The organism is Caloranaerobacter longqiensis (assembly GCF_050286925.1).
Classification (GTDB): domain Bacteria; phylum Bacillota; class Clostridia; order Tissierellales; family Thermohalobacteraceae; genus Caloranaerobacter.
The window spans coordinates 79,221-104,327 of the sequence record NZ_JBFWFX010000002.1; the positions used below are offsets into that span (position 1 = coordinate 79,221).

Annotated in this window: 17 protein-coding genes and 1 riboswitch; of the genes, 15 read left to right on the plus strand and 2 right to left on the minus strand. The window is 28.1% G+C overall.

The genetic code is table 11. The features are described from left to right. Nucleotides 1-250 precede the first annotated feature (250 nt). The 7 genes from sigI to AB4Y15_RS02510 all read left to right on the plus strand — a co-directional run bounded on the left by sigI (nucleotide 251) and on the right by AB4Y15_RS02510 (nucleotide 11,590). A complete protein-coding gene (gene sigI, locus AB4Y15_RS02480; protein WP_427338251.1) occupies nucleotides 251-958 on the plus strand; it encodes an RNA polymerase sigma-I factor in 708 nt (235 codons plus the stop codon). A 4-nt stretch (nucleotides 959-962) separates the two neighbouring features. Then, nucleotides 963-2,138 (plus strand): anti-sigma factor domain-containing protein, encoded by a 1,176-nt coding sequence (locus AB4Y15_RS02485; RefSeq protein WP_427338252.1) that lies wholly within the window; start codon nucleotides 963-965, stop codon nucleotides 2,136-2,138. 427 nt (nucleotides 2,139-2,565) lie between these two features. After that, a complete protein-coding gene (locus AB4Y15_RS02490) occupies nucleotides 2,566-3,843 on the plus strand; it encodes an MFS transporter (protein WP_427338253.1) in 1,278 nt (425 codons plus the stop codon). Between the two features lie 138 nt (nucleotides 3,844-3,981). Then, nucleotides 3,982-4,067: riboswitch (cyclic di-GMP riboswitch) on the plus strand. 77 nt (nucleotides 4,068-4,144) lie between these two features. After that, nucleotides 4,145-5,869: an HD-GYP domain-containing protein gene (locus tag AB4Y15_RS02495; RefSeq protein ID WP_427338254.1), complete on the plus strand. Its 1,725-nt coding sequence runs from the start codon at nucleotides 4,145-4,147 to the stop codon at nucleotides 5,867-5,869. Between the two features lie 225 nt (nucleotides 5,870-6,094). Beyond that, the gene (locus AB4Y15_RS02500; protein ID WP_427338255.1) at nucleotides 6,095-7,714 is read left to right on the plus strand and encodes a methyl-accepting chemotaxis protein; all 1,620 of its coding nucleotides are present in this window, start codon (nucleotides 6,095-6,097) and stop codon (nucleotides 7,712-7,714) included. 349 nt (nucleotides 7,715-8,063) lie between these two features. Beyond that, the gene (locus tag AB4Y15_RS02505; RefSeq protein WP_427338257.1) at nucleotides 8,064-9,797 is read left to right on the plus strand and encodes an ABC transporter ATP-binding protein; all 1,734 of its coding nucleotides are present in this window, start codon (nucleotides 8,064-8,066) and stop codon (nucleotides 9,795-9,797) included. Continuing rightward, the gene (locus AB4Y15_RS02510) at nucleotides 9,797-11,590 is read left to right on the plus strand and encodes an ABC transporter ATP-binding protein (RefSeq protein ID WP_427338258.1); all 1,794 of its coding nucleotides are present in this window, start codon (nucleotides 9,797-9,799) and stop codon (nucleotides 11,588-11,590) included. The genes AB4Y15_RS02505 and AB4Y15_RS02510 overlap by 1 nt, the downstream gene beginning before the upstream one ends. 64 nt (nucleotides 11,591-11,654) lie before the next feature. Here AB4Y15_RS02510 and AB4Y15_RS02515 read toward each other — a convergent pair whose 3' ends face one another. Then, nucleotides 11,655-12,239, minus strand: a complete 585-nt coding sequence (locus tag AB4Y15_RS02515) for a hypothetical protein (RefSeq protein ID WP_427338259.1) — start codon at nucleotides 12,237-12,239, stop codon at nucleotides 11,655-11,657. Between the two features lie 386 nt (nucleotides 12,240-12,625). Here AB4Y15_RS02515 and AB4Y15_RS02520 point away from each other — a divergent pair, with 386 nt between their 5' ends. The 3 genes from AB4Y15_RS02520 (at nucleotide 12,626) to AB4Y15_RS02530 (ending at nucleotide 15,843) form a co-directional block, all read left to right on the plus strand. Then, a complete protein-coding gene (locus AB4Y15_RS02520) occupies nucleotides 12,626-13,489 on the plus strand; it encodes a DegV family protein (protein WP_427338260.1) in 864 nt (287 codons plus the stop codon). A gap of 546 nt (nucleotides 13,490-14,035) precedes the next feature. After that, nucleotides 14,036-15,232 (plus strand): MFS transporter, encoded by a 1,197-nt coding sequence (locus AB4Y15_RS02525; protein WP_427338261.1) that lies wholly within the window; start codon nucleotides 14,036-14,038, stop codon nucleotides 15,230-15,232. Between the two features lie 110 nt (nucleotides 15,233-15,342). Continuing rightward, complete coding sequence (locus AB4Y15_RS02530; RefSeq protein WP_427338263.1) at nucleotides 15,343-15,843, plus strand: hypothetical protein; 501 nt, start codon at nucleotides 15,343-15,345, stop codon at nucleotides 15,841-15,843. 57 nt (nucleotides 15,844-15,900) lie between these two features. On the opposite strand, the gene AB4Y15_RS02535 is transcribed toward AB4Y15_RS02530, so the two are convergent. After that, nucleotides 15,901-16,110 (minus strand): zinc ribbon domain-containing protein, encoded by a 210-nt coding sequence (locus tag AB4Y15_RS02535; RefSeq protein WP_427338264.1) that lies wholly within the window; start codon nucleotides 16,108-16,110, stop codon nucleotides 15,901-15,903. A gap of 206 nt (nucleotides 16,111-16,316) precedes the next feature. Here AB4Y15_RS02535 and AB4Y15_RS02540 point away from each other — a divergent pair, with 206 nt between their 5' ends. Genes AB4Y15_RS02540 through AB4Y15_RS02560 form a run of 5 tightly spaced genes read left to right on the plus strand, consistent with a single transcriptional unit; the run spans nucleotide 16,317 to nucleotide 25,012 of the window. Beyond that, nucleotides 16,317-17,792 carry a TIGR02677 family protein gene (locus AB4Y15_RS02540; protein WP_427338265.1) on the plus strand — a complete coding sequence of 492 codons (1,476 nt, stop codon included), beginning with the start codon at nucleotides 16,317-16,319 and terminating at the stop codon, nucleotides 17,790-17,792. An 11-nt stretch (nucleotides 17,793-17,803) separates the two neighbouring features. Continuing rightward, nucleotides 17,804-18,952, plus strand: a complete 1,149-nt coding sequence (locus tag AB4Y15_RS02545; RefSeq protein ID WP_427338266.1) for a TIGR02678 family protein — start codon at nucleotides 17,804-17,806, stop codon at nucleotides 18,950-18,952. After that, complete coding sequence (locus AB4Y15_RS02550; RefSeq protein ID WP_427338267.1) at nucleotides 18,945-23,048, plus strand: TIGR02680 family protein; 4,104 nt, start codon at nucleotides 18,945-18,947, stop codon at nucleotides 23,046-23,048. Before AB4Y15_RS02545 ends, AB4Y15_RS02550 begins: the two co-directional genes overlap by 8 nt. 2 nt (nucleotides 23,049-23,050) lie before the next feature. After that, nucleotides 23,051-24,337, plus strand: a complete 1,287-nt coding sequence (locus AB4Y15_RS02555) for a TIGR02679 family protein (protein ID WP_427338268.1) — start codon at nucleotides 23,051-23,053, stop codon at nucleotides 24,335-24,337. Between the two features lie 60 nt (nucleotides 24,338-24,397). Beyond that, a complete protein-coding gene (locus AB4Y15_RS02560; RefSeq protein WP_427338269.1) occupies nucleotides 24,398-25,012 on the plus strand; it encodes an SIR2 family NAD-dependent protein deacylase in 615 nt (204 codons plus the stop codon). Nucleotides 25,013-25,107 lie beyond the last annotated feature (95 nt).

Genomic DNA, 25,107 nt, shown 5'->3' on the forward strand with positions numbered 1-25,107 from the left:
ATATTTTTTGCAAAAAAATTAATTTTATAATCCATATGAAATTATATACCTTATTAAATTATGGATAATTTTAAATATAATTTCCATTTATAGATATAAACAAAATCTTCTTTGTAGCTTATTTAAATCGAAAAATTTGACCTAATGAAATTTTTCTACAACTAATTATTCTAATTCCTTAGAAATATAAATTAGTTTGCCGAATATATATTATGGTCACATCTAATCTTTTGATAAGCGAGGTGACGAAATGCTGTTTAGAAAATCTCTAGAAGACAGAGTAGAAAAGGCCAAAGAAGATGCTGAAGAATTGAATAACTTAATTGAAGAATATAAACCGTTTATAGCTAGTACAATTCAAAAAAAGACAGGTAGATTTTTAAAATATGGATATGATGATGAGCTAACTATTGGTATGATGGCATTTAAAGAAGCTATAGAATCTTATGATAGAAGTAAAGGTAAATTTTTAAGCTTTGCAAAAATGGTGATTAGTCTTAGAATAATAGATTATTACAGAAATAAAGAAAAAGATAAAAAAATTGTGTTGTTTAACGAAATTGAAAACAATGAAGAAAATAACAATATAGATTATAGTTTAGATAGATCAATTACAGTTTTTCGAGATAGAGAAGAAAACGAGATAAGAAAAATTGAGATACAAGAATATAAAAAGGAATTGAATGACTGGGGTATAGATTTTTATGATTTAGTTAAAGAATCTCCAAAACAAGAGAAGGTCAGGAATTTATATAAAGAGATTGCCAAAAAGATAGTCGAAGATAAAACAATATTGCAAAATTTATTGTCTACTAGAAGACTACCAATAAAAGAAATACAGAAAATTATTCCAATACACCGAAAAAAATTAGAAAGAGGTAGAAAGTATATAATAGCAATGGTCATAGTTCTTATTGGTGATTATCAATACATAAGGGAGTATGTAGATTGGAGGTGATAAAGTGAAAGGTATAGTCATGGAAATTCATAAAGATAAAGTTATTGTATTAACTAAAGATGGGAATTTTTTAGAAGTAAGTAAAGATAATAGAACTTTAGATATAGGACAGGAAATAATAATAAATAATAATAAAAGACTAAAAGGACGAATAATAAGAAGATTTGTTTCTGTAGCAGCTGCATTTATTTTGTTGATAACAACAGGATATGGAGTTTATGGATATTATACTCCCTATGGATATATAAATGTGGACATTAACCCAAGCGTAGAGATAGCTTATAACTTATATAATAGAGTTATAGATTTGAAAGGGTTAAATGAAGACGGTAATATATTGATATCGAAAATAAAAAATTACAGAAATAAAACAATAGAAAATGTAATTAATGAAGTTATTGATACAGCAGTAGAAGAGGCTTATGTTAAACCTGAAGAGGAGAATGTAATACTTATTACTATAACAGAGAAGAAAGATAAAGTTGATGATGAGAAAATATATAAGTCAGTAGATAATCATATTAAACAAAAGGTTAAAAATACACAAGTTATTCTTATTGAAGGAGATACTAATGTATATGAAAAGGCAAGGAAAGATAAAGTATCGCCAGGAAAATTAATGTTGATTGAAAAAGCAATTGATTTAAATAAAGATATTAAGTTTGAAGAAGTTGCTAAAAAGCCAGTAAGAGAGATAATGCGAATAATCAAAGAAGCTAAAAAGGAAAAAGAAAATAAAGAAGAAATAAAAAAAATAATAGAGAAAAAAGCTGAAAAAGAAATAAAGAAATTCGAAATAGAGGAAAAAGAGAAAATGAGATTTAATAAAAATAAAAAAGAAAAAGAGAAAGGAAAGAAAGAAGATAAACTAGAAAGAGAAGAGATTGAGAAATCTAGAAAAGATGAAATAAAAAAAGATGAAGAAGAAAAAGAGATTGAAATAGATAAAATAGAAGAATATATAGAAAAAGATCAAAAAAGATATACTAAAAAGAAAAATCAAGATAAGTTTGAAGAACAGAAAAAAGAAAAACAAGAGAATTTAATTGTTAATGATAATGAGAAAGATCAAGATAGCAAAGATAAAGTTGATAAATCAGAAAAGAGAAATAAATCTAAGCGTGGATATGAAAACGAATATAAACATCATAAAAAAGAACAAGATAAGGATAAAGATTAAAACAAATGAGTCAGGGAATTACCCTGACTCATTTGTTATTAGCAGTTAAATTAATTTTGGAACAATTAAAAATAATAATATTAATACGATTATTACAGAAATTATTATGTGTAGTATTTTTTTTCTAATAAAAAATATTTTAGTCACGTAATCACCCCTTAAAATACCATGTATAAGTTGTGGTAAATATTCATATTATAATCTATTTAAAGAAAATTAAATATATTACAACAATTTTAGGTACTAGGTAATTAGGTATTAGATATTTGGTGCTAGATGTTAGGGATCGGGATATATAGGAATATGATAAAATTAAAAATATTAATAATTGTATTGACATTTTTAAAGATATAAAATAAAATATTAATAAATAAATAAATAAAATTTAAAAATAATAAATACAAACTTAATGGATTGGGGGGATTAGATGGTAAGTATAGTAAAAAGTAAATCTAATATACTTGGGAACAGGGATTTTATGTTGCTTATAATTGGTAAAATAGTATCTAACATTGGGAATTCTCTGCATAATGCAGCTGTTGCTTGGTATATTATGAGTGTAGTTGGTGAGAAAAGTGCAGGAGTTTTTATGGGTATATTTGGAATGTGTTCATTAATACCTTTTATAATTTTTGGTCCCATTTCAGGTGTGTTTGTTGACAAAATAGATAGGAAAAAGATTATAGTGGGGACAGATTTTATTCGTGGAGGGCTTATTTTATTATTAGCTTTATTATCTTATTTTAATGTGTTAGACTTATGGATTTTATTTATAATAACAGCGATAAGTGCTTTTTTTGCAACCTTTTTTAATCCAGCAGTAAGTGCAACAATTCCTAATATAGTAGAAGAAAAAGATTTACATAGGGCTAATTCCTTAGATGGTATGAGTTTACAGTTGTCTTTGATTGTAGGCGTAGCTATATCAGGATTTTTATATTATTGGATAGGTATATTAGGAATATTTATTTTAAATGGAATTTCATTTATTATATCTGGAATATCTGAAATATTTATAAATATTCCACCTATTAAGAGAGATATAAATAATACTAATAAAAATGAGTGGAGTTTTTGGAAAGATTTTAAAGAAGGAATAGTATTTTTAAAGAAACAGAAAGCTGTAGTTGTACTATTAGGATTTGCATTAATAATTAATTTTCTATTTAATCCACTTTTTCAAATAGTGTTTCCTAAAACAGTAAAGTTTACATTAAATTTAACGGCTAAGGAAAATGGTATTTTAAGTTCTGCATTTCCAATTGGAGCAATGATAGGGATGTTTATTTTATCGATATTGCCATCTAGAGAAAAATATTATATGTTCATGATAAATGGTATTATAGCAGATGGTTTGCTTATAATGCTGTTTGGTGTTCCATTGATATTTTTTAATTTTTCATTTATCTCAGCATTTGGGGTTTATATAATATTTTTATTTTTAATTATAGTGTTAGGGATTGTTAATGCTTTAATTAACGTGCCTATTAATACAACATTTCAAAAAATAGTTCCCGATGAATTTAGAGGCAGATTTTTTGGAATATTGAATACATTAAGTCAGGGGATAGTACCATTGGGATTAGCTGTATTTGGATATATTTCAGATAAATTAGCTCCTTCAACTATATTTATATTTTCTGGAATTATAGTCTTATTGCTAGGAGTATGGATGTTCTTTATACCAGAGTTAAGAGAATTTTAGCAGAGATAAAATATGTTTATGAATTATAAAAATGGGTAAAAAATTATATAAAAAAGAAGGGAATTGTAGAAAAAATGTCGAAATTAAATAAAAATAATGATTTGGAGTGTTGATAGTATAATAATGAAAACGTTTACACACTGATAAAGGCAAACCTATCGAAAGGTAGGGGCGCAAAGCCATGGGCCTAAGGTAGTATTTACTATGGCTGCCAGGCTGCCAATTTGTAGAACACACCTACTGTTTTTGTCTTTATCAGTGGGTGTTTTTGTTTATATACACACAGGAAGGAGCTGGTTTTATGGTGAGCTTGATTAAATTTGATAATCAGCTTTCAACAGAAGAATATTTGCATGTATGGATTAGGAGAATTGCTAATTTATTAGGTTGCGATGTAGCAATGTTGGTTACATTTGATGAAAGTAATACTTATGCTACATTTCAAAGAATTTTTGTTAGAGATGGAATAAATCACAATGCAAGTTATAAAAATTCTAAGCGTTTAATAAAGCACTTCTCCAACTGTGTTTTTGGTTTATTAATAAAGACCAAACAAATTGTTTTTTTAAACAAAAATAAAGATGACAAAGCTGATTATTTACCTTTGATCGAAGAAATGGAAAACGAAATTTATATACCGTTATTTTCTGGAAATAGTAACTCTAGAGAAGTAACAGGTTGTTTATATTTAGGAAGTACCGATAAAACTAAAGTAGTTGATAGTAGTACATTTTTAGATAAAGATATATCTGGAGAATTATCAATTATACAAAATCTATATCAATTAGAATATATCAAAATGTCTAGGAAAAAAAGAATGCTAAATGTAATATATATAATATCTCAAATAATAAGAGAAAGAGAACCTTATATGATAACTCATCCGTACAACGTGGCACAATGGTCATTAGCTATAGGAAAAGAATTAGGATTTGATGAAAAACGATTAGAAATATTGTATTTATCGGCAGTGTTACATGATTTGGGTAAAATTTATATAAGCGCAGATATATTAAATAAACCAACAAAATTAACTGATGAGGAATATGAAAAAGTGAAGAAACATCCTGTGTATAGTTATAGTATTATAAAGAACATGCTTCAATTTACAGAAAATTTTGATGAAATAGCGATTTTTGCAAAGTATCATCATGAAAGATATGACGGAAGAGGATATCCAGATGGATTAAAGGGAGAAGAAATACCTTTGGAAAGTAGGATAATAAGTGTTGCAGATGCAGTAGATGCCATGTTGTCAAATAGAACATATAAAAAAGCTAAATCGGTAAATTTGGTTATAAATGAGCTTATTAGAAATAAAGGTAAACAATTTGACCCTGATATTGCAGAGATTATGATTAAAATATTGATGAAATCTAAAGCTATAAATGCACAAATATTATCGGAACCTATTATATGGGGAACATTGTTAATTACAACATTAGAAAAAGAATATTTTATTGAAGGGACATTGGTCAGAAATGGAGATAAATATAAATTTGTAACTGAAACATTTGACTTTGATAAGGATATAGAAAAATCAAAGATTATGAGTATTAAGCTGTATTTAGAAAAAAACCAATATGTAAGCGAATACGATGTAAAAATTAGCAAATATTACAAAAATAAACTTTACATTTCAGAAATTAAAGCAGAGCATGCAGGAGAATTATTTAGTATGCTATGGGATTTAGAAGGGTTGTTAATAGATAATATGAAGAAGGTTTACAAGATAAATATAACTAGAATTGGTGGAAATTTCATGTCATTTTATATTGAAGATTTTGAAATAAATAAAGAAGAAAGAGATAAAATGTTAAAAGTAATAATTCGTTTTGAAGATGATTGTAACATAGTAGTTTCTGGTAAAATAAGCAAATCATATCGTGTAGGCATCAAAAATTACTATGATTTTAATTTTATAAACATACCAGACTCAGTAAGAGATAACATTTTAAGGCAATTATTCAAAAAACAGATAGAAACTAGAAAATCAATAGTTCATTTATTGACACATTCTAGTTAATAAAAATGTATCCCACTACTATTGTTATATTAATATCATGCATGAAAATACCAAAATTTACAATAAGAATATAGTACTAATTCAATTTATATAAAGTAGCAAATCAAGAATATATTGTCTTGCTACTTATTTTTGTGTTAATTAGAGGATTTCTATAAACAGTTGTCGAATTAATATAGCCGTTGTCAAATTTTAATTAATAAGCAGCAAAGGGAAGGTGGGCAAATGAGTGATATTAATATTTTCAAGAAAATACTTTTCAAATTAACATCTAAGAAATCATCTAGAATTACTTTGGCATTTACTATGCTAGTAGGTTTTTTAGCTAATTTTGCACTAATATTTTTATTTAAAATTTCTAATGTATTTATAATATCAGTTGTTAATTTTATTACATTACTGATACCAGTATATATAGTGGTAGATACTTTGCTTATATCCTGTCATAAGGATATTGTAAATTATTTAAACCAAATAACAGAAGGTAATTATAAATTGAAAATACCAGTATTTAGTAATGATGAAGTTGGTAGGACTATTAAAGCTATAAATAATTTGAGTTCAAATTATAGAGATATGTTTGAAAAAATAATTGCTGTTTCAATTAAGACTTCAGAGTTAACTCAAAAGTTAAGAGAGTATATGGATATTAGTGATGAAAAAGTACAAGAGATATCAAATACTTTAGAAAAAGTAGTTGAATATAATAATGAGTATGCAGAGAATATTGGCAATTCAATAAAAAAACTGGATGATATAGAAAACCATATAGAGGAGATTGAACATATAGTAAATGCAGCTAATAATTCTTCTATGAAGTCTAGAGAGGTGTCAGAAAAAGGAGAAGTTACAATACAAGATACTTTTGCTAAATTTAGTGAGGTTCAGAGTACTGTAGAAGATTTATTTAATATAATGAAAAAGCTTGGAGATAAGTCAAAATTAATAATAGAAATAGTAAACTCTATTAATGATATAGCTAAAAGAACAAATTTATTAGCATTAAATGCAGCTATTGAAAGTGCAAGAGCAGGAGAAGCAGGAAGAGGCTTTGCAGTTGTTGCTGATGAAATTAGAGGGTTATCTGAGGATACTACTAAATCGCTTAAAGAGATAGAAGGCATTGTAATGGAAATATTAGATAACATAAATAGTGCTATATCAACTACAGAAGAAAATAGAAGGGTTACTAGAGAGGCAATTGAAAAAGCAGAAAATTCTAAGAAAGTATTTGACGAGATAAAGCTAAATTCACACGTTACAGAAGAAAAAGTAAATGCTTCTTTCAATATATTGAGCGAGCTAAAGGAAAATATCTCATATATAATTGAAAATATAGATTCTATTTCACAAAGAACAAATGCTACGGTTGCTAGTACGAATGAATCTTTTAATGCTATGAAGTTATTAAAAGACAGTGTTATAGATTTATCGAAATCTGTAAATAATCTTGATATGATGGCAAAAGAACTTTATAAATATGTAGCAGATGATACTACTGATAAAATATTGAGAAATCAAATGAAGATTTTAAGTAAAGTTATTAGAGATGACTTAACTGTAGAAGATTGTATAAGGATAGCGGATGAGTTACATATAGATAATTTCCAGATTACTGACCAAAATGGAGTAATAGTTAGTGCAACAGAGAAAGAAAGTATAGGATTGAATTTGTTTGAAATTTATGAGCCTTATAGAGATTTTTATAAAAAAGGTAATACGACAGAATGTTATTTAACCCCAGTAGTTAAGAGAGTAGATGGGAAATATGCTCGTTTTTGTGCAATGCTTAAGAAGGATAGAAAAGGACTTATTATAATTGAATATGAAATAGGTAATATCTAATCGAATATTACAATTTAATTACAAACATTGACTTATGGAACAAAATGGGTTACTATTAAAAAGTAGCCAAATAATTATGAAAGGGAGGTAGGACTTATGATTAATAAAATAGCGATTTATGGCAGAGAATTACAAAATAATAGTACTATCATTATAAATAAGGAAGATAGCCCTACCTTGCCTATTTGTGGTGGTCTGAGCTAAAGGATATTTAATGCTTTTAGAGAAAATTAAGGCTATAGGGTATTTTCCCTATGGCCTTTTTGTGTACCACAATAGTTTAGCCATGGGTCTTCCTATGGCTTATTATTATTTTTTGGGGGCTATCTGAGTAAAAGGGGGAATTGATTTGAAAAGGATATGGAAGTATATAAGCAAATACAAAAGATATTATTTGGTAGCTATGCTTTCGATGATAATAGCTATGGCACTTGATATGTTTAATCCACGATTAACTAAAATTATAATTGATGATGTCATAGTTGGAGGTACAACTGAAATTCTATTGAAATTACTTTTAGCTCTTATTGGGATAACCTTATCGAGAGCTGTTTTGGGATATATTAAAGAGTATCTATTTGATACTACTAGCAGTAAAATAGTTAAAGAGCTTAGAAAAGATTTATTTGATCATATACAAACTTTATCATTTTCATATTTTGATGGTATGAATACAGGTGAAATTTTATCAAGACTTTCCGAAGATGTAGATAATGTATGGCAAGCTTTGGGATTTGGTAGTATGTTGTTTATTGAACAGATGATTTATTTTATAGTGGCTACAATAATGTTATTTACGTTAAATTGGAAAATAGCCTTGTTAAGTCTTGCTACAATGCCGTTAATAGCATATCTTGCTGTAGCATTAGAAAAACGGATAGGTGAAGTATATGAAAAAATAAGCGACCAAGGTGCTTTATTGAATACAACTGCTCAGGAGAACGTAGCAGGAGTAAGATTAGTTAGGGCATTTGCTAGAGAAAAATACGAGATTGAAAAGTTTTTAAGTCAAAATAAAGAAAATTACAAATTAAATGTAAAACAGGCTGATATCTGGGCTAAATATCATCCTGTTATAGAATTTTTATCGAATGCGATAAGTATTTTAATAATAACAGTTGGAGGGCTTTTAGTAATCGAAGAAGATATTTCAATAGGAACATTAGTAGCAGCTAATTTTTATACATCTATGCTTATTTGGCCTATGAGAATGTTAGGATGGCTTACTAATATACTTGGGCAGTGTAATGCTTCTTTGAAAAAGATTGATAAAATATTTAATGAAAAACCTACTATCAAAAATGCAGAAAATCCTATAGTGTTAAAATCTGTTGAAGGACATATTAAATTTGAAAACGTATCTTTGGAATACGATGGAGTAAAGGTTTTAAAGAATATAAATATTGATGCAAAACCGGGTAGTACAATTGCAATAATGGGAACTACTGGTGCGGGAAAGAGTTCATTAGTTAATTTAATACCAAGATTTTATGATTGTACTGAAGGAAGAATATTATTAGACGGTATAGATATTAAAGATATCGATCTTAATTTTTTGAGAAACCAAATATCTGTAGTAATGCAAGATGTATTCTTATTTTCAGATACTATTGAAGAAAATATAAAATTTGGAGTAAAGGATACGGAAAATGTAGATATAGTGAGGGCGGCGAGAGATGCACAAGTATATGAATTTGTTATGGGAATGAAGGATGGATTTAATACGATAATAGGTGAACGTGGTGTTGGGTTATCTGGAGGACAAAAGCAGAGAATTTCTATAGCAAGAGCATTGGCTAAAGAATCGAAGATTTTAATATTAGATGATGCAACTTCAGCTTTAGATATGGAAACAGAGTATAAGATTGAAAGCGCTATAGAAAATAGAAAAGGAATAACTAAATTTATAATTGCTCATAGAATTTCAGCAGTAAAGAATGCTGATGAAATAATTATACTTGAAAATGGCAAAATCGTTGAAAGAGGTACACATGATGAACTTCTAAAGAAGAAGGGAAAATATTATGACACATACTTTGAGCAGACAAAAGGTATTTATACAGAGAATAAGGAGGTGATATAATGGCTAAAAATACAGTAAGGCAAGATGAAAAACTTAATGAAATTGTAAAGAGAGATATTATTAAAAGGTTATATTCATATTTAAAGCCATACAAATTTGAAGTTTTTCAAGTACTTGTCTTAATGGGAGTTGTTATTGGGGTTAATCTTATTAATCCATATTTTTTTAGATTAGGTATAGATAAATATATAGCAGATAAAGATATAAAAGGGCTTTTCTTGCTGGGAGGATTAATGATTTTAATTAATATAGTTTCTATGATTTGTTCTAGATGGAGAATTAAGAAGATGTCTAGGATAACCAATAATATATTAGTTACTATAAGGCATCAGCTATATAAGCATATACAAAAACTGTCATTTGAGTTTTTTGATAATCGTCCAAATGGGAAAATTATTGCCAGAATTATTGGAGATGTAAACTCTTTAAATAATTTATTTACAAGTAGTGTTACAAATTTAATCCCAGATTTAGTTACTTTAATAGCTGTTGTAGTGATAATGATTTCTATGAATTTAAAACTAGCTTTAGTATCTCTAGTAACACTACCATTTCTATTAGTATCTATGTTTTTAATAGAAGTTACATGCAGGAAGAGATGGCAGTTATTTAGGAAAAAGAATTCCAATATGAAAGGATATATTCATGAAAATTTTTCTGGTATTAGAGTTATACAGAGTTTTGCTGCCCAAGATAAGACCAGCAGAGGATTTAATGAGATACTGACAGAACTTAATGCAGCATTTGTCAAGGCAGTAAGAATAAGTGATTTATTTTGGCCATTAGTTGAGATTTCATGGGGAATAGGTTCAGTAATAGTATTTTGGTATGGAGTAAAACTATTAAATACTGGAGAGATTAGTGTAGGGCTTTTAGTTGCTTTCACAAGCTATATATCAATGTTCTGGCGACCGATAATGAATTTAAGTAATTTTTATAACAATTTAATTACAAATATGGCAGCAGCAGAGAGAATATTTGAAATAATGGACATAAAGCCTGATATAGAAGACAAAAAAGATGCTAAGCCTATGCCAAAAATAAAAGGGAATGTTGAGTTTAAACATGTTAATTTCAGCTATGATGATAATGAGGTTGTTTTAAAAGATATAAATTTTAGTGTTAAAGCTGGAGAAACAATAGCATTAGTAGGTCCAACTGGAGCTGGTAAGACAACAATAGTAAACTTAATAGCAAGATTTTATGATGTAGATAGTGGAGAAGTTCTAATAGATGGGTATAATGTTTCAGATGTCAAATTAGAAACCTTAAGAAGCCAAATGGGGATTATGCTTCAGGATACATTTCTATTTTCAGGTACAATAAAGGAAAATATAAGGTATGGTAAACTTGATGCAACTGATGAAGAAATAATTAAAGCAGCTAAAGCCGCTTATGCTCACGATTTTATTATGAAATTGCCAAATGGGTATGATACAGATATTAATGAAAGAGGAACGAGATTATCTGTAGGGCAAAGGCAATTAATAGCATTTGCAAGAGCTTTACTTGCAGATCCTAGAATTTTAATTTTAGACGAGGCAACATCTAGTATTGATACTCATACAGAAAGATTAGTTCAAAAAGGGATAGAGAGACTTTTAAAAGGTAGAACATCTTTTGTAATAGCTCATCGACTTTCAACAATCCAGAATGCAGACCGTATATTTGTTATTGATGATGGTAAGATTAAGGAAATGGGCAACCATGATGAGCTTATGAAAATGAAAGGTATCTATTATAATCTGTTTATGTCGCAGTTTAAGTTTTTGGATAATAAGAAAGCAGTGTGATATAAATAATATTGCCCTCTTAAGAATTTTCTTAAGAGGGCAATTTCTGCCTAAATCTTATAGCTTACTTGTCTATTTTTAATACATATTTTTGAATTTTAGAAGTTATATCAGTATTCATTTTTATCATACTTTTTTCAAATTCTCTGTTTATATTTGCTTGATTTGTACAAATTGTAGTAACTTGAATAAATAATCCGTTTGCAGTAATAGAATTGCTAAAAGTAGGAGAAAGACTTACATCTAATTCTTTATAATCTATGGGATTAGAATAAATTCGGTTAACAGCCAAGTAATATCTTTGTTTTATTTTAGGTTCATAGTTAACAATAACTTTTGTTGCAATATTTTTTTCTTGATTTAGTATATAAATTGATTTTTGTTTTAGAAAAGCTGTATTATCATTAAGAGCATTAAAAGTAGTATCGACCCAATGTTTATTCAATTCTTCATTTCCAGGGTAAACTGTTATTGTTGGTTTCCCGATATATGATAGAGGATATTCTTTTTTTAGCTCTTCTATAATATAATCTGATATAGAATCGAATTCATTATAATTTAATGATTTTTTATTATTAAAGATATATATACCAGCAATGCTTATTACAACAATTGTTATTATAAGTAAAATTTTTGTTCTTTTGATCATTTACAAGCCAACTCCTCAAAAATATTTATGTTCAGTTTTGTATTCATAAGTGTAAATAGGTATTATATTAATAAAATTTTTTGTTCCTTTAATTTTTGTAGTTTAAATAGATTTGAAGTAAATATGAAATACATATATTTTACATACAATATTAACAGATGTTCTATAAAAAACATGTCGAAATGCGGTATGACGAATGTTAAAATTTTGTAATAAAACTATAAAACAGCAAATGTTCGATATCTACAAGTTATAACAATCTAAACTAATTTATTAAATATAAAACTTGTTAAAATAAAATTGTATAATTGGCTACAATTAAGAAATTGCTTTAAAGTTTGAAAACTATATAATATAATAAAACTAAAAATACAAGGGGTGATTTAATGGCAGTTAGGATAATTACTGATAGTGCTTGTGATTTACCTAAAAATATCATAGATGAATATAATATTCATGTGATACCTATATTAATTTATTTTGGAGATATAGAATATTTAGATGGAGAAACTCTTAATCCATTAGATTTATATAAAGACATGAGAAATGGTAAGGTCTATAAGACAGCACAAATTCCTCCAGCTACCTTTAAAAAAGTTTTTTTAGAGTATGCAAAGAAAAATGAAAGTGTAATTTATGTTGCTTTTTCATCTGGTTTATCTGGTACATATCAATCGGCTTTAATGGCAAAGAATGAAGTGTTAGAGGAATATCCAGATTTTGACTTAGAGATAATTGATACAAAATGTGCTTCTGTAGGTTTTGGCTTAGTTGTATATAAAGCTGCACAAATGGCTAAGGAAGGTAAGTCAAAAGAAGAAATAGTTAATGCAGTTAACTTTTATTCACAACATATGGAACATATTTTTACTGTAGACGATTTGGAGTATTTATATAGAGGTGGCAGAGTAAGTCGTACAGCTGCATTTGTAGGTAGTTTACTAAATATTAAACCTATTTTAGATGTAGAAGATGGCAAATTAGTTCCTATTGAAAAAGTTAGAGGCAGAAAAAAAGTATTAAAGAGAATGATTGAAATAATGGAAGAAAGAGGAGTAGATTTATCTAATCAAGTTATAGGTATAAATCATGGTGATGATTTAGAAGGAGCTAAAAAACTTGAAGAAATGATAAGAGAAAGATTTGGATGCAAAGAGTTTATTGTAAATATAGTTGGATGTGCTATTGGTGCACATTCAGGACCTGGAACTTTATCAGTATTTTTCTTAAATGAAAAACCACAGATGTAAAGCTACTGTTTATTCAGTAGCTTGAGCTTGTTGACATAATAAATTATTTATGAAAATAACGCTCATGCGAAAGAATTTAGAAAAAACTTAAGGCTTAAATTTTTAGAAAATCCTAACGCTTCCAATGAGTCGTCCTGACTCTGGAAGCTGGCTTAGCATCCATGCTAAGCCTACGGATTTTCTTAAAAATTTTCACCTAGTTTTTTTCACTAAATTCTTTCAAGCATTCACTTTTATTTTCATATATATTTAAAAAGATAAGTTTGTCTACAGTCTGAAGCTACTGTTTATTCAGTGGCTTTTTTATGTGTTCAGAAAAAAGAACAAAATCTTCGATTTGAATAAATTAAAGAAGATTTTGTTGAAATCCATTACGAAAATTATATTTAAAATTATCTACAATTTAATAATTAATAAGGAATATATAATTTACTATGGATTATAAAAAATTTTAATATTTACAAAAATGTATTTTTGTGATAACATACTGATTTAATAACCAAAATAGATTTTTATAATATTTTACATTTATATGGGGGTGGGGGAATGGGTATAACAAGGAACATAAAGACATACTACATATACTCTATATTTGCAGACCTTTTAATATTAGGACCTATAATAGTATTATTCCTTACAGCAAAAGGGTTATCTTTTACAGAAATTATGTTGTTGCAATCTGTAGCAGCTATTTCAGTAGTTATATTTGAAGTGCCTACAGGAGCTTTTGCAGATAAATTTGGAAGAAAGGTTAGTATGCTCATAGGAGCAATATTATGGGCAACTAGTCTTCTGATATATATATTAGGAACCAAGTTTCTAACTTTTATGTTGGCTGAAATAACCTTTAGTTTAGGAGCTACATTGAAATCTGGAGCAGATACTGCTTTAATATATGATTCATTAAAATCGATAGGGAGAGAAAGAGAGTTCCAAAGTATAGAAGGTTATGCAAGGTCATTAGCTCTATATGCTCAAGCTGTAGGTTCTATTATTGCGGGATTTGTGTACAAAGTAAATATTTTTTTACCGCTCTATATTTCTATTGGATTTATGTTTATAACTGCAATTGTTATTTTAAACTTTATTGAACCTCCAATAGAAGGGAAAAAGGGCAAATATGGTAGTAATTATTTAAAACAGATTAAAGAAAGTGGGATATATATTGCAAGACATGAGAAAATTAAAGCGATAATGCTATTTTCAATGATTTTCTTTATATTTTATAGAGCTGGGTTTTGGTATTTTCAACCTTATATGGAGAGTGTAAAAATACCTGTTGAGTACTTTGGGATAATATTTTTTATTTTCAACATTGTGGCCGCAATAACTTCTAAAAGGTGTCATTTAATAATGGAAAAAACTAAACCTAGAACTTTATCATTTATGGCATTTCTTATAATATTATCATTTGCTTTACTAGGAGTTATAAGAGTATGGGTAGGCGTGTTAGCGATATTACTGCAGCAAATGGCTAGAGGACTTTATAGACCAGTTACAACTAAATATTTAAACAAACATATACCATCGGACAAAAGAGCTACAATACTTTCTTTTCAAAGTTTAATAACAAATATTGCCGTAGCTGTAACTTTACCATTTATGGGTGTATTAAAAGATTCGACAGATATATTTACTACACATTTAATATTAGCTGGAATAATGCTTGTGCTAGTATTAGCTGTTATGAGATATATGAATAAAAGATTAGGAGTAAAGCAAGCAGAGAAAAGCGGAGTTTAATTTTTTAGTATAAATATATTGATTTAAAGTTTTAATTGGTTTATTATAAATGTAACATAGAATCCTTTCAGAATTATTTAATAAAGGAAAAGAAAGGTTGTACGGGTATTATGGTAGATGAATTATTAAAACAGATATTAGGTGAATTAAAAGGTTTAAGAGAGAATCAGGTTAAAATGCAAGAAGATATAAGTAATTTAAAAGAAAATCAAGTTAAGATGCAGGAAAATATAAGTAAAATGCAAAAAGACATAAGTGGAATGAAGGAAGACATAAATGGTTTGAAAGCGAACCAAGAACAGATGCAGAAAGATATAAGCGGCTTGAAAGAAAGTCAGAAACAGATGCAGAAAGATATAAGCGACTTGAAAGAAAGTCAGAAGCAGATGCAGAAAGACATAGTAGAGTTAAAGCAAGGACAAACAAGATTAGAGAAAAAATTGGATGAAGTATCTAATAAACTCGATGATTTAGAAGTAAAGAACGCACAAAGACATATTGAAATTAATGGTAGACTTGATGAAATAATTGATGATGTTGAATTTATAAAATACAAAGAGTTTAAAAACGAAGAAGATATTTTTAAACTTAAGAAAAAATTAGCAGGTTAAAATATTATTTGTAGAAAAGGCTGGCAGTTATCTTGCCAGCCTTCCTATTATATTTTATTAAGAACCTATTAAGAAATCGAATATATTGGATAATTCGCTTGTATTGGCTTTATAGATTTCTGTATATCTACATCTTGTGCAAGTTACAGTAGTAAATTTTTTGTTTTGAATATCAAATAATTTAGCGAATGTCCCACCAGTTGCTTGGAACTGATCGGTTTCATATGATGTATTTGAGCACTTTGGGCATTTCCAATTAGATTCCATAATTTACCTCCTTTATTTAAGGTTAAAGAACTATGTATTATTAGTTATTTCTACTAATAAAAAAATATTCCTTCAAAAATTAGATTTTTTCTCATGATATATAAATGAGTTAATATTTATGTTTTAATTGTAGAAAATTAGTAATAATTGTATAATAATTGTAGATAAAGTAAAACTTTTAGAACAAAAATAGAAAAGGTGAATTTATGGAAATAAATGAGAAATTATTAAAACAAGTAACAGAAACAAAATATTTAACGGTTGAAAATGCATGGAGATATAGAGCAATAATCAGATATTTCTACCTGCAGGCTCAAAAAATGAAATATTGGATATATAAAGAAGAAGTATTTGAAGAACTGAAAAAACACGATATATTCAAGGATTATACAATAGAACAGTGCAGGCAAGATTTAGATGCTTTAGTTGAGTGGAAAAATTTAAATGCTGTCCAAGATACATCAAAAGCTTCAACAATAGAAGAATTCAAAAATAAGCAGTTTAGATACCAAATAACAGATTATACGGTTGAAATTGAAAGAATGATATTGAAACTTGAAAATTGGAAAATTGAAGGGGCTTCATTAGAGCCTTCACTTTTAGAACGTTTTAAAAAAGAGATAGAAAAATTTAAAGATATGAAAAATAGAGACATGAAAGAGGCTGGAAGCTGGTGGATGTCATTAAATGAAGATTTTAAAAGATTAAATCAAAATTATCAAGACTATATTAGACATTTAAATAGTGTTAAAGCAGAAAAAATGATGAAGACACAACAATTCTTAATTTTTAAAGATAAATTTATAGAATATTTGAGGAACTTTGTAAAAGAACTTCAACAGAATTCGTATGCAATAGAATATATAATAAAAGATGTTGACGAAGATACAGAAAAAATAGTGCTTGATAAAGTCATTGAGTACAGTAAGTCTATTCCTAGATTAGATATGGAAATATCCGAAAAGGATATTAAAGAAAATATATTAGGAAGATGGTTAAGTATCAAAGAGTGGTTTTTAGGAAGTAATTTTCAAGAAAGCGAGACATCGAAGTTATTTGGAATTACTAATCAAATTATAAGAAAGATAACAAGGTATGCATTTCAAATAGTAGAGAGCAGGAACACAGCCGCAAATAGAAAAGAAGAATATAAAAAACTTTGTAGTATTTTCTTGCAGGCTAAAGATATGGAGGAGGCTCATATGATATCGGCATATGCCTTTGGGATACCTCATATGAAGCATATAAGAATAGATATGCATAGAGAAACAGAAAGTATAAATAGCGGGGTATATGATGAAAAGCCATACGAAGTTGCAATTAAACCTAGGGTTAGGACTTACAGAGAAAAGAGAGATAGGACGCCGATAAAAGATAACACAGAGAAAAAGAAGAAAATACTTAAAGAGACTATAGAGAAGCGAAATCAAGAAAGAAAAATAATAGAAGGGTACATAATTGACAATCAAATAGAAATATCTAAACTTCCTAAAATAGAGCCTTATGTTAGGACAACTCTTTTAAAATGGATATCTAGGGCAAACAGTTCTCCAGATGGGAAGGCAAAAACTGAAGATGGACGAGTATTTAAATTAATAAAACCTAAAAATAATGAACGTTGTATTTTAGATTGTGAAGATGGACAGCTAGAAATGCCATCTTATATTTTAAAGTTTGAATAGGAGAATGATATATGAATGAATTAAGGGAATTATTAGATGAATATTGGATATTAAAGGATAGAGATAAAGAAAAGTACTATAGAATAAGAGATTCTATTTCCAAATTTAGAAGTTTTATATCAGATAAATTGGGTTATCAAATAATATTGACTTCAGATTTAATAAAACTAGAAAAACTTCCAGGAAAGGCAGAACCTTGGATGGGAATATATGCATTTGATGATAAATTAGAATATGCTTTTCTATGTTTACTATTAATGTTTTTAGAAGATAAGGAAAAGGAAGAGCAATTTTTACTTTCGCAGCTTACAGAATTTATACAAGGAACTTTTCCTGGCGATGAGAAAATAGAATGGACATTGTATTCTCATAGAAGACATCTAATAAAGGTATTAAAATTTGCAATAGATATTGGATTTATTAAAGTCAATGATGGAGACGAAGAAAGATTTTATACCGATCAATCAACAGAGGTATTATATGAAAATACGGGAATATCTAAATATTTTATGAGAAATTTTTCTGGTAATATATTAAAATACAGCACATTAGAAGATTTAGAAAGAGACGAATGGCTGGATATGGATACAGATAGAGGACGTATAAGGAAAAATAGGGTATATAGAAGGATAATAATGTCTCCGGCTGTGTATAGAGATGGAGAAGACGATCAAGATTATTTATATATTAAGAATTATAGAAATATGATACAGGCCGATTTAGAAAAATATCTACAAGTAGATTTACATGTTCACAGAAATGGTACTTTTTTAGTATTAGATGAGGAAAAGAGATATAAAAATTCATTTCCTGAAAATAGAGCTATTAGCGATATAGTTTTACAGGTAAATAAAATTATAGTTAATAAGGTCAGAAATAGAGAACTTTCGAGAAATGCGGAAGATATTATAATCGTACATAAAACTGTATTTGACAATATTATTGAAGAGGTAAAAGAGAAGTATAGTGTCGGCTGGAGTAAGGAATATAGAGAGATGAAGCTAGAAAAGTTATCTAAAGAGGTTATAAACTACATGAAGAATTTTAGTATGTTGAGGATAGATGAAGATAACAATGAGATTATTATATTGCCTCTAGTTGGTAAAATTGTGGGAGATTATCCTAAAGATTTTAACAATAAAGAGAAGGAGAATGATTAAATTGGATATGAATAGATGGATTATGAATAGGGCGGGATTAATAAATTTCTGGTATTATGACGATGAGGAATTTAACTTTTCAGACGGTAAGCTTCTTTTGAGAGGTGCTAATGGATCAGGTAAATCGGTAACAATGCAGAGTTTTATACCGCTTTTGTTAGATGGAAATAAAAGTCCGGATAGACTAGACCCATTTGGTTCAAGAGCTAGAAAATTAGAGAATTACGTTTTAGGAGATGAAGACTCGGGGAAAGATGAAAATATTAGCTATATATACATGGAATTTAAGAAAGAAAAGACGGAGAATTACTTAACTATAGGAATGGGATTAAAAGCTAAAAAGGGAAAAGGACTAGATTTTTGGGGATTTGCCATTACTGATGGTAGAAGAATAGGAAAAGACTTTTTTCTATATAAAAAAATTGATCAGAAAGTTCCACTTAGCAGGAGAGAATTAGAAAATAGGATAGGAGACGGTGGAGAAGTAAAAACCAAACAAAAAGACTATATGGCTATGGTTAACAAGTATTTATTTGGATTTGACGAACTAGAGGAGTATGATGAGCTTATTAAGTTATTAGTTCAACTTAGAACACCAAAGCTTTCTAAAGAATTTAGACCTACAGTAATATATGAGATACTCAATAATTCACTGCAGCCACTTTCAGATGAAGATTTAAGACCAATGTCCGAAGCAATAGAAAATATGGATAACATAAAAAATAAATTAGAACAATTAGAAGTATCTAATAGAGAAGCGAAAAAACTCAAAAAAGTGTATGAAGCATATAATAACTTTGTGTTATTTGAAAAGGCAAGAGATTATGTCGATTCTTATGATAAATTAAAAAGTCTAATAAAACAAAAGAGCAAATTAGAAGACAAAAAGAGTCATTATGAAGAAGAAATTTCAAGTGCTGCTGAAAATATCAATGGACTTGAGATACAACAAGATAACTTGAGGTTGAAGGAACAAGAATTAAGAAAGCATGACAGTTTCGGATTAAAAGAAAAAATAGATTTTTTAGAAAGAGAACTAATCGATTTTAAAAAAGAACGAGCCAAAAAAGCAGATGAACTTGAAAGGAAGAAAGATAGAGAAAGAGAACTTTATGCGAAAATTAAGAAGTTAGAAGAAGACGAAGAATATAGTATTAGCAAAATACGTGAAGATATCGAAGAATTAGACTCATTAGCTGATGAAATGAAGTTTGATGAACAATTTTATATGAAACAGGAATTATTAAAAGATATAAGACGCAAATATAAATTTAATTATGTAAAAGATCAGGTTAAAGCTTATAGAGATAAAGTAATAAAAATAAAAAGAGAATTAGAAATGGAAAAAGTTAAGCGAGATGCTTATGAGAAGGCTCTAGAAGATTTTGAGAGGACTAAAGGAAATAAAAATATAATAGAAAAGAGATTAGAAAGTGCAAATTTGTTGTTTTCAGAAATAAAGGAAGAATTTATAGAACGGATTTATAGTTGGGGGAAAAATAATAGTATTTTTAAAATAGATAATAATGCATTAAGTAATATTTCTCAAGCTGTTAATACTTACGGTGATAAAACTAGCTTTGATGACATTTTAGCTTTAGTTAGAAAAGAATATAATACAGTCGAAGATTTATTAAAAGAAGAAAAACAGGATTTAAGTTTAATCAAAAGTAAATACGTTAAAGAATACGAAGAAAAGTTAAAAGAAATAAAAGAGTGGGAAGAAAAAAGAGATCCAGAGCCAATAAGAGAAGAGAAGGTACTATTAAATAGAGAAAGGTTGAGAAAAAATAAAATACCATTTATTCCTTTTTATATGGCTGTAGATTTTAGAGAAGAGCTTACGGAAGAAGAAAGAGGAAGATTAGAAGAAACGCTATTGGAAATGGGTATATTAGATGCACTAATAATTCCATCTATATATAGAGATAAGGTTCTTGAGATGGATGAAGATATGGCAGATAAATATATTTTCCCATCACCGAAGTATCTTACTTATGAGTTATCTAGTAAATTGCGCATTGAAAAGATTGACATTGATGGAATTACAACAGAAGATGTCGATAATGCCGTAAAGAGTATTTTAATGGATTATGCTGATGAAGGCACATATATAAGAGATAACGGAGAATATGGTATAGGAATAATAAGAGGAAAAGTTACAAATAGATACAGGGCAAAATATATCGGCTCAACTGCAAGAAAGCGATTTAGAAAAGAAACATTAGAACGATTGACAGTTGAGAAACAAGAAATTGAATATAAAATTAAAGAAATAGACGAAAAAATAGAGGCAATAAATCATAAACTTAAAAAATTAGAAGATGAGTTTAGTAATTTTCCAAATAAAAGAGATTTAGAAACTGCATTGCAAACTGTGAAAGAAGAGACATTAAATTATGAAAACATATTGAGGGAGTTAGATAAGAAACAGGAAATATTAGATAATACTTATCGGGAATTAAATATGATAAAGCAAAATATACACAATCTTACACTAAATATTAATCTTCCAGCAAATTTAGAGGCATATGAGAATGCAGAAGAATGCATAAGAGAGTATATGGATTTATTGAATGAATTAGAGAGAAAACATTCAAATCTTTTGCAAGTTTTAATAACGAGGAGTAATATTGTTGAAAGTAAAGAAGAAATAGACATAGATATAGATAATCTAAGATATGACATTAACAACATAGATAGAAAGATTAAAGAAAGTGAAGGCAGATTGAAAAATTATAAAGAACAGTTGGAACTTACAAATTATAAAGAAATAGAAAGAGAAATAAATGAATGCATAGAACTTTTAAGAAAGATACCTAATATGATTAATGAACTTACAGAAAAAAGAGCGAGGGCTGAAACTAAATTAGAGCAGATTATTCAAAAATTAGATGAGATAAATAAAGATATAGAACTTCAAAAGAAGATAAACAGCGTTCTCGAGGCGGGTTTTAGAGAAGAATATCTGCTTGGATTAGTTTTTGCAAATGACATAGAAGGGGATATTTATAAATTAGCAAAGGGTGTTTATAACGAATTGAAATATTTTGAAGACAAAAATAAAAATAGAGAAGATTATTTAAACAATTTGCACAGTAAGTTTTATGAAATAAGACAGTATTTAACCGAATATTCACCAAGGATTGAAATTATTTTTGATAAAGAAGTAGACGATCCAGACATTTCAGAAATTGTATTAAGACAAAAAAGATATGCAGTTAAGGCTAGAGTTAGAGGAAAATATATTGGATTTTATCAATTATTAGATTATATACAAGAGGAAATTGATGAAAATAAAAGATTGATTAGAGAAAGTGAAAGAAAGATTTTTGAGGATATACTGACAAAAGACATAGCTAAAAAGATTAGAGGTAAGATTTATCACAGTAGGGCTTGGGTTGATAAGATGAATAAGCTAATGGAAGGTATGAATACGTCAAGCGGACTATCCTTTAGCCTTAAGTGGAAGAGTAAAGTAGCTGAAACAGAGGAGCAATTGGATACAAACAGATTAGTTGAGCTTTTAATGAAAGATGGAGATTTACTTACTGATAGTGAAATAAATGAATTGGCTGCTCATTTTAGATCTAAAATTGAAGAGGCTAGGAGAGCAGCTTTAGAAACAGGGACAAGGCAGACATTCCATCAAATAATGAAGGAAGTTTTAGATTATCGTAAATGGTTTGAGTTTAGACTGTATTTTAAAAAAACGAATGAAAGAAATAAAGAGCTTACAAATAATGCATTTTATAAATTTAGTGGTGGAGAAAAGGCTATGGCCATGTACGTACCGTTATTTTCAGCAGTATATGCCAAATATGAAGGGGCTAGAAAGGACTGCCCTAAAATAATATCATTAGATGAGGCCTTTGCTGGAGTAGACGAGAATAACATAAGAGATATGTTTAAATTATTAAATGAACTAGAGTTAAACTTCATAATAAATTCACAGATTCTTTGGGGAGACTATGATACTGTTAAGTCTCTATCTATATGCGAGCTTTTAAGACCTAATAATGCAAAAGAAATAGCAGTCCTTAGATATATTTGGAATGGAAAGGTTAAAACTTTGGTTGAGGATGTAGGTGCATAATAATGGACAGATTAGTCGTAGAAGCGAGTGAGTATTTTAAAAGAAATAAAGGATTTAAGAGAGCTTTTTCAAAAATAAGAGATAAATATAGAACATTAGGGAAAATTGGAGGAACGATAATTTTAAAAAATTTAACTAAAGAAGAAAAAGATGCTTTATCAGGTTTTTTAGGAATAGGACTATATGATAAGACTGATGTTAAGATAAAGGTAGAAAAATTTCAAACTTCATTAGACAATTCGAGGTTTAAAGGGATAAAATTAGAAGATGTATTAGCAGAATATTTTGGCAGTGCTATAATAAGTAAAAAAGATGAAAAGGAAAAATATAAATTAGAAAGAAAAAGATATTTTGAAGAAATATTTAAAGAATTTATTGGTACTAAATCGTACGATTGGTTAAAATATGTTTTTGAGTTTAAAGATAATGCATATAGAGTGATTACGAAAAGATACGATGAAGACAGACAAGCCTTAAAAGAAGATTTAATAATAACTATGAGAGGCTTAAATAGTTTACCGTTTTTAAAATCTAAAACAAAAGAAAGATTAGCTATATTTGCTTCAAGAGTTACAAAAAATCCTCATGCTTTTGATGAAAAAACAGAAGCGGGAAAACTTTTAATGTACGGTATTAGTTATTTATTAGGTAGAGATTTTCCGAAAAGTGGAGAAGATAAAGCCGAGTACTACTATGAGGTAGGACTAATAAAGGATGAAATATCTAATTTTACAGTATGTAGTGGATTGCTATCTTATAGAGACGGTGTAATTTCGGCAGGTTGGAAAGATTTCTATGAAATTTCTGAACCTATGCATGTATCATTATGGAATTTAAGCAAAATAGAAAGAATAATTAGCCCTACTGGTAGGATATTTGTATTTGAAAATCCAACTGTTTTTAGTGAAGTTCTCTATAGAATTTCTAGATTTAAGCCGCCACTTATGTGTAGTTATGGGCAAGTAAAACTAGCATCATTAGTTTTACTAGATATGTTAGTCAAAGAAGGGGTTAAGATATATTATTCAGGAGATTTTGATCCAGAAGGAATAATGATTGCAGATAAACTGAAAAAGAGATATGGAGACAATCTAATCTTTTGGCGATATGGTATAGAAGATTATTTTAAATCGATGTCCCGGGAAATAATTGATGATACTAGATTAAAGAAATTAGACAATATTAAAAATGAAGATTTAATTGAATTGATTGAGATTATAAAAGAAAATAAATATGCCGGATATCAGGAGTTGATAGTTGAGGATTTAATTAGAGATATAATTGAATAGAGTTTAAATTTAAACTTCGGGCAATAGGAAATCTTGATGTGAACCGTAGGAGGGGAGTTTATGAGTAAAGTAGTTGCATTTACAGGAGCTGGTATATCTAAAGCTAGTGGTATACCTACTTTTGAAGAATTAGGTGATTTAAGACAAAAATTAAGTAGAAGTTATTTTGAAAATTATCCTATTAAGTTTTATGAAATACTTAAAAAGTTTAAAGATACTGTAAGAATTGCAAAACCTAATGAAGCACATATAGCTTTAGCTAAATATGATATTCCGGTAATAACTATGAATATAGATTCACTTCACAAAAAAGCAGGAAGTAAAGATGTATTAGAGATTCATGGAAATCTTGAAATGGTTTTTTGCAGTAAATGTAATAGAGAATATGATTTTGATGTTATTTATGATTCGATTTATTGTAAGAATTGCAAAAGTATATTAAATCCTAATGTGGTATTATATGGAGATATGATTCCAAATTATTTTAATGCTATTGATATTATAGGTTCAGCCGATATATTATTAGTTGTAGGTACTTCATTTTATACTTCAACTGCAAGTGATTTAGTTTATAGAGCAAAAAGTTCAGGGATAAAAGTAGAAATAATAAATGAGAGAGCAGAAGAATTGGTGCCTAAATTTTTGGAGGAAATTATGAGAAATGAAAGGTGTTAGCTTTATTTCCGAAAAGGATTGAAAGTGTATCTGGGGAGTAAGAAAAAAATAGAAAAGTTTACATATTTAATTTTAAAATATAAGATGATTTTTAC

What these genes read in the sequence shown, in the direction of transcription:
- sigI (WP_427338251.1), top strand. Translation starts at nt 251, where the DNA reads ATGCTGTTTAGAAAATCTCTAGAAGACAGAGTAGAAAAGGCCAAAGAA.
- AB4Y15_RS02490 (WP_427338253.1), top strand. Translation starts at nt 2,566, where the DNA reads ATGGTAAGTATAGTAAAAAGTAAATCTAATATACTTGGGAACAGGGAT.
- AB4Y15_RS02495 (WP_427338254.1), top strand. Translation starts at nt 4,145, where the DNA reads ATGGTGAGCTTGATTAAATTTGATAATCAGCTTTCAACAGAAGAATAT.
- AB4Y15_RS02500 (WP_427338255.1), top strand. Translation starts at nt 6,095, where the DNA reads ATGAGTGATATTAATATTTTCAAGAAAATACTTTTCAAATTAACATCT.
- AB4Y15_RS02510 (WP_427338258.1), top strand. Translation starts at nt 9,797, where the DNA reads ATGGCTAAAAATACAGTAAGGCAAGATGAAAAACTTAATGAAATTGTA.
- AB4Y15_RS02515 (WP_427338259.1), bottom strand. Translation starts at nt 12,239, where the DNA reads ATGATCAAAAGAACAAAAATTTTACTTATAATAACAATTGTTGTAATA.
- AB4Y15_RS02520 (WP_427338260.1), top strand. Translation starts at nt 12,626, where the DNA reads ATGGCAGTTAGGATAATTACTGATAGTGCTTGTGATTTACCTAAAAAT.
- AB4Y15_RS02525 (WP_427338261.1), top strand. Translation starts at nt 14,036, where the DNA reads ATGGGTATAACAAGGAACATAAAGACATACTACATATACTCTATATTT.
- AB4Y15_RS02530 (WP_427338263.1), top strand. Translation starts at nt 15,343, where the DNA reads ATGGTAGATGAATTATTAAAACAGATATTAGGTGAATTAAAAGGTTTA.
- AB4Y15_RS02535 (WP_427338264.1), bottom strand. Translation starts at nt 16,110, where the DNA reads ATGGAATCTAATTGGAAATGCCCAAAGTGCTCAAATACATCATATGAA.
- AB4Y15_RS02540 (WP_427338265.1), top strand. Translation starts at nt 16,317, where the DNA reads ATGGAAATAAATGAGAAATTATTAAAACAAGTAACAGAAACAAAATAT.
- AB4Y15_RS02545 (WP_427338266.1), top strand. Translation starts at nt 17,804, where the DNA reads ATGAATGAATTAAGGGAATTATTAGATGAATATTGGATATTAAAGGAT.
- AB4Y15_RS02550 (WP_427338267.1), top strand. Translation starts at nt 18,945, where the DNA reads ATGATTAAATTGGATATGAATAGATGGATTATGAATAGGGCGGGATTA.
- AB4Y15_RS02555 (WP_427338268.1), top strand. Translation starts at nt 23,051, where the DNA reads ATGGACAGATTAGTCGTAGAAGCGAGTGAGTATTTTAAAAGAAATAAA.
- AB4Y15_RS02560 (WP_427338269.1), top strand. Translation starts at nt 24,398, where the DNA reads ATGAGTAAAGTAGTTGCATTTACAGGAGCTGGTATATCTAAAGCTAGT.